The organism is Acinetobacter lwoffii (assembly GCF_024129355.1).
GTDB classification, from domain to species: domain Bacteria; phylum Pseudomonadota; class Gammaproteobacteria; order Pseudomonadales; family Moraxellaceae; genus Acinetobacter; species Acinetobacter lwoffii_I.
The window spans coordinates 1-18,121 of sequence record NZ_JAMXXP010000045.1 but is presented as its reverse complement, the minus strand read 5'-3'; the positions used below and the strand labels follow the sequence as shown (position 1 = coordinate 18,121).

Sequence of the window (18,121 nt, the reverse complement as noted above, 5' to 3'; positions counted from 1 at the left end):
CATTCAATCACAGATTCCATTCCATTCAATCACAGATTCCATTCCATTCAATCACAGATTCCGTTCATTTAATCACATTAATGTTTGTTGTGATTAAATAAGCTGTGATATATAGTGTGATTTTACTTGTGCTAGTAAATTGAAAAATGAAAACTGAACTAGTAGTTAAAGATAATGCTCTTATTAATGCTTCTTATAATTTAGAGCTTGCAGAACAAAGACTAATTTTACTTTCCATTGTAAAAGCTCGGGAAACAGGGCGAGGGATTACTTCTGACAGTCGTTTAGAGGTTCATGCTAGTGACTATATGAAGCAGTTTAACGTGGAGAAAAGTGCAGCTTATGAAGTATTAAAGAGCGCATCAGAAAGTCTCTTTAATCGTTACTTTTCCTATAAGGAACAAAGACATGATGGAACGGAATTTGTGGTTAAATCACGTTGGGTCAGTCGTGTAGCATATGCTCCCAATGTAGCTATATTGGAAGTAACTTTTGCACCAGATGTTGTGCCATTAATTACTCGATTAGAGCAGCATTTCACTAGCTACCAACTAAAGCAAGTTTCTCAACTTACAAGTAAATACGCTATTAGATTATATGAGATGCTGATTGCATGGCGTAATGTAGGAAAATGTTCTTTTGAGCTCATCAATTTGAGAGATAGCTTAGGGATTGCATCTGATGAGTATAGGCAAATGGGGCATTTCAAAAGTCGTGTTCTAGACGCATCAATTGCTCAAATTAATGAGTACACAGACATCAAAGTGACTTATGAACAACAGAAGAATGGTCGAACTATTAGTGGATTCACCTTCAAGTTAAAGCCTAAACAAGTACAACAAGAAATTACCATCCTAGATACAAAAGCATCGTTAATTCCTTCTGATCTGACTCCAAACCAACGTGTTACTTTTGCTAGTAAATTATCAAAACTCCAAGAATTAGGAGGAAAAGCAGAACCTGGTGAGGAAGTAGAGGCATTTGCAAAACGAATTGAGTTATGGCTAGAGGATGAAAAAAAATTGAAGATGCTTACTCCATTTCTCTATCAAGTAGGATTTAAGAAAGCTAAACCAAAGAAAGTATCTCAGTAGAACTTCTCAATTCTAGTTCTTATTTGAAACTAATTTAGTTGTTCTTTAGTTGTTAATTATGTGGTTTTTAGCCTATAAAGCAATCATGTAGGTAGGTTATGATAATAATGCTCGATGATGTCCAAAGCTACTGCTAAAAGTTGTTTATGGCTCGAGACACCCACTCAAATTGAGTGGGTGTTTTATCAAATGGAGCGTAAAACCTTATGTAGCAGATGCTAATTCCTCAGCTAACTGTTCTGCCTGTTCGAGTACAGTCTCTGTCGCCAATAAAGCCATATCAGGTGGGTAGCCATACTTCTTGAGTAGACGCTTCACAATGACTCTCAGCTTCGCCCTAGCAGCTTCTTTGATGGTCCAATCCAAGGTTACGTTCTTACGAATAGACTCAGTCAGCACAACAGCGAGTTCGCGCAGGATCTCTTTCTGCATCAACTCTCTAGCACTGTCATTGTCTGCAACTGCTGAATAGAACGCATATTCATATTCAGTCAGGTTGAGTTCCTCTGCCATTTTGTCTGACTCTTGGATTGCCTTAGCCAACTTGATGAGTTCATCAATCACTTCGGCTGCAGTCAGCACCTTGTTCTGATAGCCCTTGATCGCAGAGCTAAGCATCTCCATGAGCTTTTTACCTTGCGTGACACTACGCTGCTCTCGCATCTTGATCTCATCGCCTAAGAGCTTCTTGAGGGTCTCTAATGCAATGTTCTTGTGCTTATAGCCTTTCATCTCCTGCATGAACTCATCAGAAAGAATGGAGATGTCTGGCTTCTGGATTCCTGCTGCATCAAAGATGTCGACCACCTGTTCAGTCACAAGCGCTTGGTCAATGGTCTGTTTGACCTTGGCTTCCAATTCAGCATTGCTGAGGCCAGAGACTTTTCCTGAACCATCACTGAACTTGGCTAGTCGTGCTTTTACAGCCTGGAAGAATGCAACCACTGGCGCTGCTTCCATCGCACTTGGATGAGGTACAGCTAATGCAAATGCCTGTGACATCGCTGATACTGCATTGAGGAATCGTGTCTTGCCTTCGCCCTGATCTACACCGAGGATATGTTCCTCAGCTTCCAGAATGATGTTCAGTTTACGAGAGGTATCTGCTGTGAAGTATTCCTGGTAGTTGAAGCCATGCATGATGCCCTCAAGGACTTCGAGCTTCTCTTGCAGGATGGTTGCAGCTTCATCTTGAACCAGCGCAGGATCACCCTTACCACCTGCTTCAGAATAGAAAGAAAGAGCCTCTTTCAGATCCGATGCAATACCGAGGTAATCCACCACCAAGCCACCGAGCTTGTCTTTATAGACGCGGTTTACTCGTGCAATTGCTTGCATGAGGTTATGACCTTTCATTGGCTTGTCGATGTAGAGCGTGTGCATACTTGGAGCATCGAAACCAGTCAGCCACATATCCCGAACAATGACGAGCTTTAACTTGTCATCATTGTCCTTCATACGATTAGCGAGGATTTGGCGTTGTTGCTTGGTCGTGTGATGTTTAGCAATCTCCTCACCATCAGAAGCAGATGAGGTCATCACGACCTTGATTACACCATCGTGCAAGTCATCACTATGCCATTCTGGTTTGATCGCTACAATCTCGTTGTAGAGAGCCACAGCAATCCTACGAGACATGCTGACAATCATGCCTTTACCTTGGTTTGCATTTGCAACAAGACGTTGTTCAAAGTGTTCTACGATGTCTTTGGCAATCGCTTTAATACGCTCTTTACTACCAATGAGTCCTTCGACTCTTGCCCACTTCGCTCGCTCTTTTTGTGTCTGGTTTAGGTCTTCTTCAGTGAACTGGTCATCAAATTCCTCAATCAGTTCTTTGCCTTCCTCACTGATGGCAATCTTGGCGAGTCGGCTTTCATAGAAGATTCGAACAGTAGCACCATCCTCTACTGCTTGAGAAATGTCATAAATATCGACATAGTTACCAAACACTGCAGGCGTGTTGACGTCAGTCTTCTCAATTGGTGTACCAGTGAAGCCAAGGTAAGTGGCATTCGGTAAAGCATCACGCATGTACTTGGCAAAACCATAGACAGTACGTTTACCTACTACCTTGCCATCATCATCTTTAACATCCACTTCCTTTGCGTTGAAACCATACTGTGAGCGATGTGCCTCATCTGCAATCACTACAATATTGGTTCGGTCTGAGAGTTGCTCGTAGACACTTCCACCATCTTCTGGTTGGAACTTCTGGATGGTGGTGAAGATCACCCCACCTGAACCAACCTTGAGTAGCTCTTTGAGTTCTTCTCGATTCTCTGCCTGCTTAGGTGTTTGACGAAGTAATTGGCTGGATGCAGCAAAGGTTCCAAACAGTTGGTCATCCAGATCGTTCCGGTCTGTGATCACGACAATTGTCGGGTTATCCAAAGCCAGGACAATCTTGCCTGTATAGAAAACCATGGACAGAGACTTGCCTGAGCCTTGTGTATGCCATACAACACCGGCTTTCTTGTCACCTACTGCTTGCTGCTGAACCAGCTCCAGCTTGCTTCTACCTTGCTGTTGCATTGCGACTTCTGCAGATTTCGAGTCCGAGTTCACTGCAGATGCACGAATAGTCGAGAGGACTGCTGCATTCACCGCATAGTACTGGTGGTAAGCAGCCATCTTCTTGATGGTCTGGATGGTGATCAAGCCATTGGCATCTTCTTGTTTGTTGGATTCAAACACGATGAAGTGCCTGATCATGTCCAGTAATGTCACTGGATTCAGCAAACCATGTAGTAAGACTTCTAGCTGTGCCTGAGTCTTATTCGCCTTGGTTTGACCATTGCTGGTCTTCCAAGCCATGTAACGACTGAGGTCTGCTGAGACCGTTCCTGCTTTCGCCTCTAAACCATCAGAGATGACGTTGAAGGCATTGTAGGTAAACAGACTAGGGATTTGGCTTTGGTAGGTCTGTATCTGCCTGTAAGCACCATCTACAGTAGCATTCTCATCAGTGGCGTTCTTGAGCTCAATCACCACCAAGGGTAAACCATTCACATACAGGATCAGGTCTGGTCGTCGGGTCCAACGATCTTCTTTGATGGTGACTTGGTTGATGACTAGAAATTCGTTATTGGTTGGTTCATTGAAATCAATCAGCCAGGCATATTCACCTTGAGTGTTACCATCCTTGCTGACTTCAATGTTGATGCCTTCAGTGAGTAAGCGATGGAATGTCTGGTTGTTGCTGAGCATATCAGGGGATTGTAAATTGGTGACTTGCTTCAGTGCTTCAACGCACTTGTCTTCATTCAAGTGAGGATTGAGACGCTGCAATGCTTCAAGCACCTTGGCTTCCAAGATGACCTGCTTATAGCTTCGCAGAGGATTGCTTCCTTTGGATTCGATCTCAGGTCCATACACATAGGTATAGCCCATTCCCTCCAGTTGCTCTATCGCCATCAGCTCAATGTCTGATTCGGTCATCTTTGACACTAAAACGCTCACATTATAATTTTGAAAAGTTATAAACTTAATATCACAAAAATTGGATAAAATACGTTTTTTGGCTATTTAGATCAATTTGTTAGGTTGATTTTTTAGTCTAATTTTACTTTGACATAAGGATAACAGGATGGGGGCAAATGCAATTATTATTGGGGAAGATGAACAACACCCTTTAGTAGAGATTTCAGTTACAGATTCCAAACAGGAAAAAGAATATAAGAAAATTCCTTTCTTGGATGCTCTTTCAAATATTGCCTCAGTTGCTGCACAAGCTGCTCCTGCATTAATGACAGCAGCAGAGGTTGCTAATAAACATATTATGGAAGTTGTGATTCATGGAGATTTAGCAAAAGCTGCTGATGGAAATGGTTTAAGAGCATTCTCTCGAGCAACAAATGGAGAATTTACAGAACATGCTCGCTTGTATCATGCTGATTCATTATCAAACTTAGTAAATGCTGCTGCTGTCTGGCAAATTGCTTCTGTAATAGTTGCACAAAAGCATTTAGCAGATATCAATAGAAAGTTGGAAGATCTACAGGATGGTGTAAACCGGATTAGTGACTTCCAACATACTGAACGTAAAACAAGAATTCAAGCGATCTTTGATAGCTTAAAAGAGAAGATAGAAATTTTAACTATCGCAAGTCCAGAACAACGCAAAGGTATTCTTAATGCCTCTATTTTGTCGAAATATGATGATGATCTAAAACAGATCTACTTACACCTTAAAGCTGATTTAGAGAAATATGGCCTACAAAAAGTAGAACATAAGGAAATGTTTGGAACAGCAGACCTAAAGGTAGATATTGAGAAAAAAGTAAAAGAAGTAAATGAACTAGCTGAGCTAGCATTCCTATGTTTGAGTTTGCGTCTAATTTGCTGCCATTTTATGGATCACTTAGGAGATATGGATTCAATCAAAGAATTGATTCAACAGCGTATTGTGCAAGAGCTAGAAAATTTAACACTGTTAAATACTCAGTTAAAAGAGAGTATTACCAGTGAAATTAACTCTATGAATTCTTGGGTTAATAAAGCTCAGAAAACAGTTAGTGATAATAAGGGGACAATTGCTGCATCACTCTTAACCGTTGCATTAGGGCCTGTGGGAGGTCTAGCAAGCATAGCAGCAGTTAAGACTACGGCAGCCGTGACTGGTAGTGTTATAGATCGGAAATCAAAAAATCAGCCTGGTATTTTGGATAAAAGAAAACAGGAGCTACTACAGACAGTAGAGAAATTCTCAGTGAACTTCACTGAAAAAAGTATGTTTGCGAAGGCAATAGCGGAACAAGGTATCCAAGCTTTAATGGCAAAAGAACCTCCAATCAAACTAGCTTTCCAGAAATTAGATGATCAACATCTCCTATGTTTGAATACAGGGGAAAAAATCGCAGTCTAATCCAGTATGGGTTTAAGTAGCCTTTTTGATTAAGGCTACTTTTTTCTGTATTCAATAAAATCTAGTTCAATGGCACAGCGATCTTGTGAATCTTCCAACTCAGGCCATCACGAACCATAAGCACTTTGACTTCTTTAGACTGATCCTGATCTTTAATGACCACCTCAAAGTCATTCATTGAGGTATAGCCTGCTTCATATTCTGGCTTAGTTTGTTCTTGTGTTTCAGAAGTTTGTATATCTTGTGAATCCTGTTCTGCATCTCTCAGGTCCTTGCCTTTGAGCATCAAAGTCATGCCTTCAGGAGTGACGATGCCATCAATCATTTTGTCGACCATGGTAGATGCGAGCATTGCACCTAGTGCTGCGAATCCATCATTATCTTGTTTCATCACCTCCTTAGCCATTTTGGCATTCATCTGATCTTTAAAGCTCTGACGAACACTTGGATAGTCGATGTACTTCGACACTGTGTCGCTATCACCTGCCTGTGCTGCTTTCTTGATGTTATTGAGTGCAAGGTATGGTGTTGCATACCAGTAGCCACAGATCACGACTACGATTGCTATTAAAGCCCCTAGCAGCTTCTTGTTCATGGTTTACCCCTTGATGTAAAAAAGGTGAAGCCATCAAATGACTTCACCTTAATGTTATGCAACTTCTTCTGTTTGGTTCTGGACTCTGACTTCACCACTCATGAGCTTTGGTAGAAGCGTGTCTCTTAGGTTTTCTAGTGTTTGAATCTGATTAAGATTGTATTCTTTCTTGATAAAATAAGGGGAAACCAATTCATTAAATTCATCTAGAATTGCTAAGTTAGGTAATGATATTTTCAAAGCTCTGAAATCAGTCTTATTAAATTTCTGCTGAGCACTTCCAGATGTAATAGCATACAAAGCATCTTGTCCAACATTAGATGTAAAATATAGGTACAAGAAATAGTTGAATTTGCTTCGTAACATGATGATGTTGTTGCCTAATGTCATTGGTATATTGAATCTTGGACATAGGTGAACACTTCCCACATCAGCAACGTTGGAGATAATAACTTCCCCTCCATAGAGTTTAGTCTTGACCAAGAAATTATAAGAATGCTCATCTACATATACTTTATTTGCAAAATTTGATTTCAGATCTGTATTACGAATAAAGAGAGCATAGTCTGATCTTTCAGTGATCAATGTGACATTCTCTTTAAGACTTGCAAAGCTTCCATTAGCTACATAATCTGCGATGTAGATCTCTAAATCTCGAATATAGAATTCAGACCAATCCTCTTTCGCTTCTTCAATAAACCATTGACGAAACAGTGTTTCAGCCATGGCTTCCAAGGTCTTGTTCTGACGATGCAGTAGGTCAATCTTGTCATCTAATGATGAAAGGACTGAGGCTATGGCTTTTTGTTCAGGGAGAGGCGGTAATAGTACTTGATAACTAAAAATGTCTTTTAGTGTGATACTCGCTTGGTTCGCACTGCCCTGAGCTGAATTTAGTAGATAATCAGAAAACCCCTTGTGCTTTAATACAAAATACAAATAATCCTGTGTAATTTTGCTGTTAGCACGCAATCTTACAGCATTCTGGTTTAAGTAAGCTCCATTAGCCTCTCTAGGAACTTTGATTACCTTGCCTACAATTGATTGAGGATTGTCAGCCCAAGACCCTACTGTAGCTATAACTACATCCTCATGTCTGAGCATATAAGCATCTAAGCCAATTACATGCTCTTTGCGAATTTTATGGCATGTCTGGATATTGATTGAATTTTCAGTAGTATCGGAAACTCTGACAATTAGATGATCACCTTCTTGATCATAGAAGGAAGACTTGAAAGCATATCCTTTCTTGTAATCAATCAAGTCTTCAACTTTATGATTCACCCAATTAGTCATACCATCACCTTCGCCAAGTTCTTAGCAATTACCTGATTCAGCCTAGCTTCCTCAGCAAGCTGTGCCTCAAACTCTGCCTTAAGGCTGGTAAAGCGTTCCTTAAAGTCAAAATCATCTTCATCATCAGCTAAACCAACATAACGACCTGGAGTCAAAACATAATCAAGCTCTGCCACTTTATCCAAGGTCACAGATGCACAGAAGCCTGCTACATCCTCATACTCACCATCTTTGTTACGCCAATTGTGGTAAGTGTCAGTAATCAGCTTAATGTCTTCATCAGACAACACCTTGGTTCTGCGGTTAATCAGATGACCTAAGTTACGAGCATCAATGAACAGAATCTCATTACTACGATCTTTGTATTGGGTTGAACCAACACGATCACGTCTCATAAACCATAAAGCAGCAGGGATCTGAGTGTTCAAGAACAGCTTGGCAGGTAGGTTCACAATACAGTCAATGACATTGGCTTCTGAAACCAAGGCTTTACGAATCTCACCCTCACCACTGGTCTTAGAAGTCAATGCACCTTTCGCAAGGACTACACCTGCCTGACCTTTAGGTGACATGTGATACAGGAAGTGTTGCATCCATGCGAAGTTGGCATTACCCGCAGGAGGTGTGCCCAATGACCAGCGAGCATCTCCCACCAATTGCTCACCACTCCAGTCAGAGACGTTGAATGGTGGGTTGGCAATGATGTAATCAGCCTTCAGGTCTTTGTGTGCATCATTCAGGAATGAACCCTCAGAGTTCCATTTCACATGCTCTGAGTTGATGCCACGAATTGCCAGGTTCATCTTGGCCAAACGCCAAGTGGTCTGGTTACTTTCTTGACCATAGATGGAGATGTCATCTACCAAGCCCTGATGCGACTCTACGAACTTCTCAGACTGAACGAACATACCACCCGAACCACAGCAAGGATCGAATACACGTCCTTTGTATGGTTCAAGCATATTGACCAACAGACTAACAATGGATTTAGGTGTGTAGAACTGCCCGCCTTGCTTACCTTCAGCTAAAGCGAACTCACCTAGGAAGTACTCGAATACATGCCCTAGAACGTCAGCAGAGCGTGATTTAGCATCACCTAGAGCAATGGTACCAATCAGGTCGATTAACTCACCCAAGCTCGTAGGATCGAGGTTCTGACGTGCATAGACCTTAGGTAGAACGCCCTTCAATTGAGGGTTGTCATTCTCGATGGCTTCCATAGCATCATCGACTAACTTACCAATGGTAGGTTGTTTTGCTTGGTTTAACAGGAATGACCAACGTGCATTTTCAGGAACGAAGAATACGTTGTATGCAGTGTATTCATCTCGGTCTTCTGGATCAGCCCCATCAAACTCACCTTCACCTGAAACCAGTAAATTGTAATGCGCTTCAAAAGTGTCACTGATGTACTTCAAGAAGATCAAACCAAGAACAACGTGCTTGTACTCAGCAGCATCAATGTTCTTGCGAAGTTTGTCTGCTGTCTTCCATAACACAACCTCTAAGGGTTCTTGTTTGGTTTCTTTCTTTGGAGCACGAGCCATGAATCGTCCTTTAATGAATAACTTATATGATTTTAGTTGAATTGCATGTTAACCAATTCTGCACATGTTCGTAAGTGGCAGATCAGAGAAGGGGGCAAGCACTATCCAATATGGCTTTGAGAAGGCATCCAATTAATAGATTTTTTGTATGAAAATTCAGGGGGAATTCCTGACTTGATTTAAAGGAAAGTCTGAGCAATACCCTGGCGAAGAATACCCAGCGCAATTGAGTGTGAGAATGAGGTGGCTTTCTAATTTCTCACCATTTCGCGTATTTCCACTTTTTTAGATTGGGCTATGCAAACATACCAGGGTGATGTGAAAAATCAAATACAGCGCAATCTGTGAGGAATTATGGGTATGTTTGGTTTGTATTCTATCTGTAGACTTCAATAGGATCTTAAAAATGCAAAATTTAGAAGCTATCTAAGTTAATTATTCAATTCTTCTAATCCTATAACCATTTAATTCCCTTAACTTAATTTACCCTTCAAATACGAAGTACGTAGTACGTAGTATGCAGAAGGGTAAATTAAGTTAAGGCAGGTGATTAATGTACTTATTCTTTATATAGAATCTAGGTACAAATTACCCCAAAGACATATTATGTCTTTGGGGTAATTTGTAAGTATTAAGTATTAAGTATTAAGTATTAAGTATTAAGTATTAAGTATTAAGTATTAAGTATTAAGTATATGGTTTTAATAAGATCTTATTTCTTGTCAAGAGGATTGTCAAATTCTTCACATGTAAACCAAGATCAAATGGGTAAATAATGTTCAAAACCAATAGCATCGGCACTTAGGTATCACTTAGTTGGTATGTGAGAATTCAAGGCAATTGTTGCATAGATTGATACATAAAACTTATTAATAAGCAGACGTTTGAAATGTAGAAAAGCATAGGCTTAGAGTCTTTTGCAAGATTTGCACTGTGCCATAGTCACCTGATAGTTCTGCTAATATCTGCTCGGTGGCATAGATGGTTTGATTTGAGCATTGAGACAAATGCATACAAAACTGTCTTCAAAGAATCCTTTTCTGGCTTAGCCCCGGGGGGGTGGTATGCCCCATACCGGCACCAAGAACCTCTCACCTGCCTTCGTACTAATGTGAGCAATTTTCTCAAAACTTTTCATTATAGAAAGCTACTGCAAACTTTCCCGCATTATCGCCACCTCACTGCGTTCGTGGCTCATGCTTCAAGTTTGCAGTAGCCTTTATGGTTTCCATAAGGTTTATTAACCATTCATCGACATAGTCTTGAATCTTTAACACATTCCATCATATATTTGATTTTGTAACTTAATCAAAGAATGAGGGGATAAGATGAAAAGTAATCGAGGAGGATTTCGGGAGGGTGCTGGTCGTAAGTCAAATTATGATGAACCTACAAAAGTAATTCGTGTGCCGGAATCTCGTGTTATTGAGATCAAGAATTACCTGGCCCAATCCAAGGAAGCCAGATTCAATGATGTAGCTTCAATCATGCTAGTTGATCCAAGTACCTCCATGAGAATTCCTCTAGCTTTAGAAAAAGTAGCTGCTGGTTTCCCCTCTCCCGCACAAGACTATATTGAGCGAACTCTAGACATGAATGAGCACCTCGTAAAAAATGAGGCAGCAACATTCGTAGTTACTGTTTCATCACGCTCAATGTTAGGTGCAGGCATAGACATTGACGATGAACTTATTGTAGATCGTAGCTTAGAAGCCAAACACGAAGACATCGTACTTGTATGGATAGACAATGAATTTACTGTCAAACGTCTAATGATTGAAGAAGATGGAAATCGTTGGCTTAAAGCTGAAAACCCAGACTACCCAAACATCCATTTTCATGGTGAACAGGAAGTAGTTGTGTGGGGTGTTGTTACCTTCGTACTAAAGTCATTCAGAAAGCGTAAGTAACACAGCCACTCTTTTACCTTGGTTTCATCCATGAATCGTAAACATAGTATCTATGCTTTAGTTGACATCAACAATTGCTACGTCAGTTGCGAACGTGTCTTCAATCCGAGCCTAAACAGAAAACCAGTTATTGTCTTATCAAACAATGATGGCTGTGCCGTTGCACGCTCTCAAGAAGCCAAGAAATTAGGTATTAAGATGGGTATCCCACTCTTTCAGATTAAGGACATTGTCGAGCAAAACAACGTACAAGTGCTCTCAAGTAATTATGCTTTATATGCAGAGATGTCTCGTAGGTTCATGAAGATCCTCTCAGAGTTCGTAGCACCTCAAGAACAAGAGATCTACTCCATTGATGAGTGCTTTCTTGATCTTACAGCCCATGCAGAAAACTACGATCTCACAGAGTACGCTCAACAGATTTTGCAACGCTTATTCCAATGGCTTGGATTACCTGCCTGTATTGGCATTGGACGTTCAAAGACTGAAGCGAAACTGGCGAACCATATTGCCAAGAAGAACGCTTACTTCAATGGTGTTTGCAACTTGGTTTCGATAGATCCATGTTCAGCAGAGACCCTATACCAATCTATCAATGTCGGCGAAGTATGGGGCATTGGTCGCAAGCATACGAAGAAGCTCAATAGCATAGGTATCCATTCAGTTATGGATTTCGTCTTGGCTTCTCCGCTGATGATCAGGGACCAATTCTCTATAGTGATGCACAGGACCTTATTGGAACTGCATGGAGTTGCTTGCATTGAATTGGAACATACTCCACCTGCAAAGAAGCAAATCATTGCTAGCCGTTCTTTTGGGAAGAGGATCTACCATATTGATGATCTTAAAGAAGCTATGTCATTGTATGTCATGGATGCGGTTAGCAGGCTGAGAGATGATAATCTGCTGTGTGGTTGTTTGATTGGTTTCGTTCAATCAAATCCATTTGATAGCTCAAAGCCTTTCTACAACAAGTCTTTATCCTTGGCTTTACCAGAACCTACCGACAACCTATTAGTGCTCTCTAAACTCGCTACAGCGATGATTGATGGCCTGTATGCAAAGGATATAGCATTCAAGAAATGTGGCGTGATTCTGACGTGTCTCGAACCAAAGGAAAACCATGTTTATGATATGTTCACAGACATGCAGCATGTAGAGATCAGTGATGCTCTGATGGATTCCCTTGAAGCGATTCATCTTAAGTATGGCAAAACCAAGATTGCCCTGGGTGCGAGTTTAATGCCGAACAGACCATGGAATATGTCACGAGATCGACTGACACAGAACTACTTTAAATGGGATCAACTTCTTTGTGTAAAGTAATTATCCTCTCTAAAAATTGATTTCGTTTTGGTTTCAAAATAGTTGTCTATTGATTGTAAAGTAGTTGTAATTTATAACTACTTTATCAAAGATAATCTACATAAAAAATGCCCATAAACATCAGTGTTTTCATAGACACTTTCTGCTTATGGGCATTACATGATTTATGAATGACGAGAGTTGGCATCATCATAGACAGCATTGTTTTCACGTCTGCCTACAGCAATCACAATGACAATTACCTCATCATCAATAACTTCGTAAACCAAACGATAGCCAATACTGCGAAGTTTGATCTTGTAGCGATTAGGATGTCCTGACAGCTTGTTTTTGGGAATGCGGGGATTCTCCAAAACCTTGATCAACTTCTTCTTCAATGGCTGCTTAATACTTGGATTCAGCTTGTTCCATTCTGCTAATGCTTCTTCTAAAAAGTCTAACTTATAGTTCATCTATGTTTACTCGAATGCGTTTCTGATTCGCACGAGCATCTGCAATCTTATTTAGTTCTAAGTCTTCTAGCTGTTCCATCATAGTTTCATATAGTTCAGCTGGAATACAATAGAACGCTGGAGTATTACGGTTCAGGATTGCTACTGGTTCACCCTTACCTGCTAACACCGTATCCATTGGACTCTTCTTGAGTTCAGTAATACTTGCAGTCATTCGTGCATGGATTAGTTGAGTCATGGTTAAGCCTCGATGTAGTTCATGGTTTGCAGTTTGGGATAGATAGATATGAGATGATTTAGATAATTAATTAGCTGGAATATTCTGGCTTCTCTTTTGAGCCTATTAACGATTAGCTTTGTACGTTCAGTTTCATCTATTTTCTTACGGTAAAGTGACTGCCATATTGCGTATGAGTAGGCTTTGTAATCTAACCGACGAACAATGGCCTCAATCAATCTAAAGACAGTATCTAAAGAATCATCTACGCTTCGATCTAAGATGTGACCTAAGCTAGATAAAGCATTTGTTGAAATGATCATTAGATAGCGGTGCCTTCTAGTTAATAAGTGCTCTTGTTCTGAAGGCAGAATAACATACTAAAGAGCACCTTTAAAGGTGTTTCTAAAAACACTCTTTAATAACTCTTAAAGTCCTTTTGAATACTAATAAGAAGATTTAGCAACCCTGTACACGGTTGCGATACCGCAACTTACTGCTTTAGCGATTTCATCCTTTGTCATATTCCCAGCTGCTAGGAGCTCCTTGATTCGTTGGTGTTTAGCTTCATTGAATTTCTTACCTTTTGGCTTGTAACCAGAACGCTGTAGGCCCTGCTTAATGCGTTCTATACGCTTCTCATTGTCCAGACGAGCCATGGTTGCAAGGAGATCTATCAGCATGTTGTTGATGAGGTCTAGGATCGAACTGGTAATACTGTCAGTGGTTTGAATTAATTGATGGGTAGTCGGTAGATCTGCCACTATGAGTCGCAAACCTTTCTCTTGGATTCTTCGTTTGAGTTCTTGGAAGTCTGCCTGGCTTAGACGTGACAGACGATCCACACTTTCAACTAATAGTGCATCTCCATCATTTGCCTCAGACAGTAGCTTATTCAATTCAGGACGGTCTAACCTCGTACCACTGTAGTTTTCTACATACACAATGGTTTCACCCAAGTTAAGGTGCTGGTTTAGATCCTGCAGAACCTGTAGTGCTCTTTGCGCGTCTTGATCTTTGGTTGATGCTCTGAGGTAGATACGTGTTATCATTTCTATCATTTGTACTTGGCTTAAATAGTACAATGATAATACTATCATTTAATTGAAAAATTAAGTCTATTGATAGACATTAAATGCTGTTTGGGTCTTTATCATTCAGGTATAGCTAAATGATAAGAAACCAATTAATCTCTACAGTACATACTTTTGAGGGAAAAAATATGGAAGAGAAAAGTTTAAGTGAGTTGATCCAGCCTGCAACCACTCCTATTGGAGTAGTACGTACCAGAACTACAACTAAAACAAATGAAGATGGGAGTGTTACAGAGGAAAAAGAATTTGAGTGTAACCCTTCAAAAAAAGGTGCTGGAACAGGAGCGGTTATAGGTCTTGCACTTGCAGGTCCTGTTGGAGCTCTAATAGGCGGAACACTTGGGGCAATTTTTGGTCCTGAAGATTAGAATTAAAATGAAGGGGATAATTCGTAATTAGCTAGATATACAATCTACCCTTTACAATGCCCACATAGTTAATAGAAGGTGTCACATAGACACCTTTTCCATTTATATATGTCACAGGTACATCTATTCACGCTCCCTCTGCTTGGTTGGGTAGTTCTGCACTTTCATTCACATACAGACATATAGTTTGATCCCATAACTATAGTCATTTGATAACCCAAAAGAATGGTGTACTTGAATGGCTAATTCATGGGGAATCCCCAAAGACATTGAAACCCTTGTTTTAGAGCGTGATCAATCTTGTGTGTATTGTGGTTGTACATTTACTAATGAAAGGGCCAAAAAGAAGTCCTGGGAACACATCATTAACGATATAAGGATTACCACAGTAGACAATATTGCAATTTGTTGTGTGGGCTGTAATGCATCTAAAGGTAGTAAAGATTTAGTAACTTGGCTTCACTCTGAGAATGCTAGAAAGAGAGGCATTACCCTAGAGACCATTGCTGATGTCATCAGGAAACACATCGTTTAGCCACTTACCATTACCTATATCACCAGTCACCCTGTCGGGTGCTGGCTCCTAGACATGGTAAGTGTTGAGCTTCGCAGTATGTTCAATCAGTCTCACAGTGATACTAAATGACGTCCAACTATCTCAAATTGAGACAGTTCAGGGGTAATTGGTATCACACAGACACCTATCCGATCTCTCTGCTTGCATGAAATCCAATTGGATGGGTAATCCTGCGCGTTCATTCATGTACAATCGTATTGTTTGATCCAATAGAGCAATATCAGATCAACAGTAATCTGAGGCATAAGTTAGTTAACCACACCAAAATCATGCTCTACGATAAATCCTCTACCAATCAAACCTAGTCGCTTGCCTTACTCCCATAGGGCAAACTGGCCATGTCATTAGCTTTCTAGGCTGATTGGTAGAGCACTTTGGTTTTACAAAGGAACCGTCTCTATTATTCTCATTATTGAGCGACTCACAAAAGGCACCGGAGGTGCCAAACTGAATGTCATTATTCAAGAACATATTCAATAAACCGTGTTTACCATGTGGATGCTACTTGCATGAAATGCGATTTAATGGGCAATACTGCACATCTATGCAAATACAGAGCACTATAACTCACGAAGATTTGGCTTAGCCTAGTGCAATACAAATCAATTAAAGAATATATGCGTACGTACGTAAATTCATTAAGATCAACCACTTAAATCAAAATTTAGCTTTACATGAAAGGATGTTTAATAGTATGTATGCGCTCTATTTTCAATAAGTACAGAGCACAAAATGGCTAATCAAACACCTTACCAGACAACATTGATAGAGATCACTGAGACCAATATCATTGGAACAAAGCACTTAACAGTAAAAATGGATGAACATCGCTATAAACAACTTAGGCTAAATGCTTTGGACAAGGACATGACTCACAGAGACATCATGCTAGAAGCCTTTGATCTTTGGATGAAAGTACATGGGACTACTTTCTAACTGCATCTAGATAAGGGGATTAGGCCTTGGCACTTGGTTCCATCATTTACTGCTTACTGCCGATCTATTGCTCTCACCTTTTCGCCTAATCAACTACCTATCAAATGAAATTTGGTATGGTTATTTGAGTTCTTCTATACTTGTATCCGTCGAAGCAATGATGCTCGATAAACGTAATTATTAGGCAAGGATTGCCTCAAACCCAAAAGGAATTTGTTATGCAAAATTTAGTTGAATTCTCTCAAATAGACTCTGACATATCAGAAGAGGAGATAATAGAACGGGCTGTTATCGCAGCTATAGAGCTGTATGCAGACCGACTTAAATCAAACAGTAAAGGTGCTAAATCAACTGTTAATTTAAGTGCAGAGATGGATAGTAAGCTTAATTCAGCAAAAGACATTTTAAAGCTTACTCGTCAAGCTATGATTGATGAAGCATTAGAATACTATTTCAGATGGGCGCTTTACTCTAAGCACATCAATCGCAGTACTTTAGGCATAATATAGGTCTAGTAAATACAGAAGAGCCCTTAATAATTAAGGGCTTTTTTACATTCAAATCAAAACCATTTAACAACTAAATAAGTTCTATATTAGTTTCAAATTAGTTACTTTTCTTCACCAAGTTTCTTCAGAGCAAATCTGATAATTCCATTATGGGTTTGACCATATTTTTCAGCTAACTCAGCCAATAGCTGATACTCATATTCGTTCATTGGAATTGTATGCGTCTTAAATTTTCTAGGTGCTTTCGGATCTGGTTTTTCAGTAGTTTCCTCGTTAGCACCATTGATGAAGGCTTCCATGTCAGGAGAAGGTTTTGCAAATTCTCTTTTCTTAATCATGCTAAAAGCTCCTTCATGAATGATTCAAATTCTTCTACTGCCTTTGGATTATTGGATTCAACAACACCTTTACCTTCAGCAGTAACATCACGGTAAACCTTGCGATCATGAATTACTGAAGACAATGCTGTGAACAATGGGAAATCTGCCAAGTATTCATTCGCTTGTTGTACTTCAGATACTGATGGATTTGTAGGTGCTAATGTTAGTAAGCCAAAAGGTTTCAAGTCTTCATTGAATGACTGGGCTTGATCTATGACTTCAGAGAGATGAGGTAGGGTATCTAGATCGAATTGAGATGGTCTAAACGGTACTACAAGGTAATGAGCTGCAAGCATTGCTGTTCTCAGCTCTTTACTATCGTGACCTGCAACATCAACAACAACATAGTCATAACGACTGTCCAAGTCTTTCAAGGTGTTCTTGATATCGCCATAGCGTTGAATACAATGAACCTTAGGTAAGTCAGTGTTATCCCTGTCTTTAACCCAGTTAGCTGAACTTTGCTGAGGATCAGCATCAACTAATACGATGTCTTTGTTATGTTTAGCAAGATAGGCTGCAATGTTGATGGCTATTGTTGATTTACCACATCCACCTTTTTGGCTTCCAATCAATATAATCATTTTACTTGTAATTTATAACTAATTTGCAACTAGTATGTAATCAAATTAGATATATGTAAAGACAATGAATGACAATTTTTACTTTTCACAAATTCCAAAATGTATCAACTATTAGCTCATATTCCATTATCAAATTGATAGGAATACATTCTTACTTTTTAAGTTTTAGAAAATGAAAAAAGGTTTTTATTAACTTTTAATGCTTTTAATGCTTTTAAGCTGGCTGTAATGCAGTGACAGCAAGGCATACAGAGGTCATTCAATCACAGATTCCATTCCATTCAATCACAGATTCCATTCCATTCAATCACAGATTCCATTCCATTCAATCACAGATTCCGTTCATTTAATCACATTAATGTTTGTTGT

General features: G+C 39.8%; 17 protein-coding genes. 8 read left to right on the top strand and 9 right to left on the bottom strand.

Annotated features, from left to right (window positions below; translation table 11 throughout):
* The first annotated feature begins 146 nt into the window (after positions 1-146).
* Positions 147-1,094 (top strand): replication initiation protein RepM, encoded by a 948-nt coding sequence (repM, locus tag NI468_RS14715; protein ID WP_253102490.1) that lies wholly within the window; start codon positions 147-149, stop codon positions 1,092-1,094.
* A 204-nt stretch (positions 1,095-1,298) separates the two neighbouring features.
* Here repM and NI468_RS14710 read toward each other — a convergent pair whose 3' ends face one another.
* Entirely contained in the window at positions 1,299-4,535 is a 3,237-nt protein-coding gene (locus tag NI468_RS14710; RefSeq protein WP_253102488.1) for a type I restriction endonuclease subunit R, read from the bottom strand.
* Positions 4,536-4,683: 148 nt separating this feature from the next.
* Here NI468_RS14710 and NI468_RS14705 point away from each other — a divergent pair, with 148 nt between their 5' ends.
* Complete coding sequence (locus tag NI468_RS14705; protein WP_253102487.1) at positions 4,684-5,961, top strand: hypothetical protein; 1,278 nt, start codon at positions 4,684-4,686, stop codon at positions 5,959-5,961.
* Positions 5,962-6,022: 61 nt separating this feature from the next.
* Here the strand turns inward: NI468_RS14705 and NI468_RS14700 are convergent, their stop codons facing one another.
* Genes NI468_RS14700 through NI468_RS14690 form a run of 3 tightly spaced genes read right to left on the bottom strand, consistent with a single transcriptional unit; the run spans position 6,023 to position 9,399 of the window.
* Positions 6,023-6,556: a DUF2939 domain-containing protein gene (locus NI468_RS14700; protein ID WP_253102485.1), complete on the bottom strand. Its 534-nt coding sequence runs from the start codon at positions 6,554-6,556 to the stop codon at positions 6,023-6,025.
* Positions 6,557-6,610: 54 nt separating this feature from the next.
* The gene (locus NI468_RS14695; RefSeq protein WP_253102483.1) at positions 6,611-7,852 is read right to left on the bottom strand and encodes a restriction endonuclease subunit S; all 1,242 of its coding nucleotides are present in this window, start codon (positions 7,850-7,852) and stop codon (positions 6,611-6,613) included.
* On the bottom strand, positions 7,849-9,399 hold the full coding sequence (locus NI468_RS14690) for a type I restriction-modification system subunit M (protein WP_253102481.1): 1,551 nt from the start codon (positions 9,397-9,399) through the stop codon (positions 7,849-7,851). The genes NI468_RS14695 and NI468_RS14690 overlap by 4 nt, the downstream gene beginning before the upstream one ends.
* Positions 9,400-10,727: 1,328 nt before the next feature.
* On the opposite strand from NI468_RS14690, the gene NI468_RS14685 reads away from it, so the two are divergent.
* Both NI468_RS14685 and NI468_RS14680 read left to right on the top strand, forming a co-directional pair.
* Positions 10,728-11,309, top strand: a complete 582-nt coding sequence (locus NI468_RS14685; RefSeq protein ID WP_253102479.1) for a LexA family protein — start codon at positions 10,728-10,730, stop codon at positions 11,307-11,309.
* 30 nt (positions 11,310-11,339) lie between these two features.
* Positions 11,340-12,635, top strand: coding sequence for a Y-family DNA polymerase (locus NI468_RS14680; RefSeq protein WP_253102478.1), 1,296 nt, complete (start codon positions 11,340-11,342; stop codon positions 12,633-12,635).
* Positions 12,636-12,799: 164 nt separating this feature from the next.
* On the opposite strand, the gene NI468_RS14675 is transcribed toward NI468_RS14680, so the two are convergent.
* The 3 genes from NI468_RS14675 to NI468_RS14665 form a co-directional block, all read right to left on the bottom strand.
* Positions 12,800-13,087 (bottom strand): type II toxin-antitoxin system RelE family toxin, encoded by a 288-nt coding sequence (locus NI468_RS14675; RefSeq protein ID WP_253102476.1) that lies wholly within the window; start codon positions 13,085-13,087, stop codon positions 12,800-12,802.
* Complete coding sequence (locus NI468_RS14670; protein WP_253102474.1) at positions 13,077-13,325, bottom strand: type II toxin-antitoxin system Phd/YefM family antitoxin; 249 nt, start codon at positions 13,323-13,325, stop codon at positions 13,077-13,079. The genes NI468_RS14675 and NI468_RS14670 overlap by 11 nt, the downstream gene beginning before the upstream one ends.
* Positions 13,326-13,750: 425 nt before the next feature.
* Positions 13,751-14,365, bottom strand: a complete 615-nt coding sequence (locus tag NI468_RS14665) for a recombinase family protein (RefSeq protein ID WP_253102472.1) — start codon at positions 14,363-14,365, stop codon at positions 13,751-13,753.
* Positions 14,366-14,475: 110 nt separating this feature from the next.
* Between NI468_RS14665 and NI468_RS14660 the strand changes: the two genes are divergently transcribed.
* The 4 genes from NI468_RS14660 (at position 14,476) to NI468_RS14645 (ending at position 16,788) form a co-directional block, all read left to right on the top strand.
* Positions 14,476-14,766: a DUF456 domain-containing protein gene (locus NI468_RS14660; protein ID WP_253102470.1), complete on the top strand. Its 291-nt coding sequence runs from the start codon at positions 14,476-14,478 to the stop codon at positions 14,764-14,766.
* A gap of 238 nt (positions 14,767-15,004) precedes the next feature.
* Positions 15,005-15,301, top strand: coding sequence for an HNH endonuclease (locus tag NI468_RS14655; protein WP_253102468.1), 297 nt, complete (start codon positions 15,005-15,007; stop codon positions 15,299-15,301).
* Positions 15,302-16,075: 774 nt separating this feature from the next.
* Positions 16,076-16,279 carry a hypothetical protein gene (locus tag NI468_RS14650; protein WP_034121061.1) on the top strand — a complete coding sequence of 68 codons (204 nt, stop codon included), beginning with the start codon at positions 16,076-16,078 and terminating at the stop codon, positions 16,277-16,279.
* A 218-nt stretch (positions 16,280-16,497) separates the two neighbouring features.
* The gene (locus NI468_RS14645; protein ID WP_253102466.1) at positions 16,498-16,788 is read left to right on the top strand and encodes a hypothetical protein; all 291 of its coding nucleotides are present in this window, start codon (positions 16,498-16,500) and stop codon (positions 16,786-16,788) included.
* 101 nt (positions 16,789-16,889) lie between these two features.
* On the opposite strand, the gene NI468_RS14640 is transcribed toward NI468_RS14645, so the two are convergent.
* Both NI468_RS14640 and NI468_RS14635 read right to left on the bottom strand, forming a co-directional pair.
* Positions 16,890-17,126, bottom strand: coding sequence for a ribbon-helix-helix domain-containing protein (locus tag NI468_RS14640; RefSeq protein WP_253102464.1), 237 nt, complete (start codon positions 17,124-17,126; stop codon positions 16,890-16,892).
* Positions 17,123-17,752: an AAA family ATPase gene (locus NI468_RS14635; protein ID WP_253102463.1), complete on the bottom strand. Its 630-nt coding sequence runs from the start codon at positions 17,750-17,752 to the stop codon at positions 17,123-17,125. The genes NI468_RS14640 and NI468_RS14635 overlap by 4 nt, the downstream gene beginning before the upstream one ends.
* Positions 17,753-18,121 lie beyond the last annotated feature (369 nt).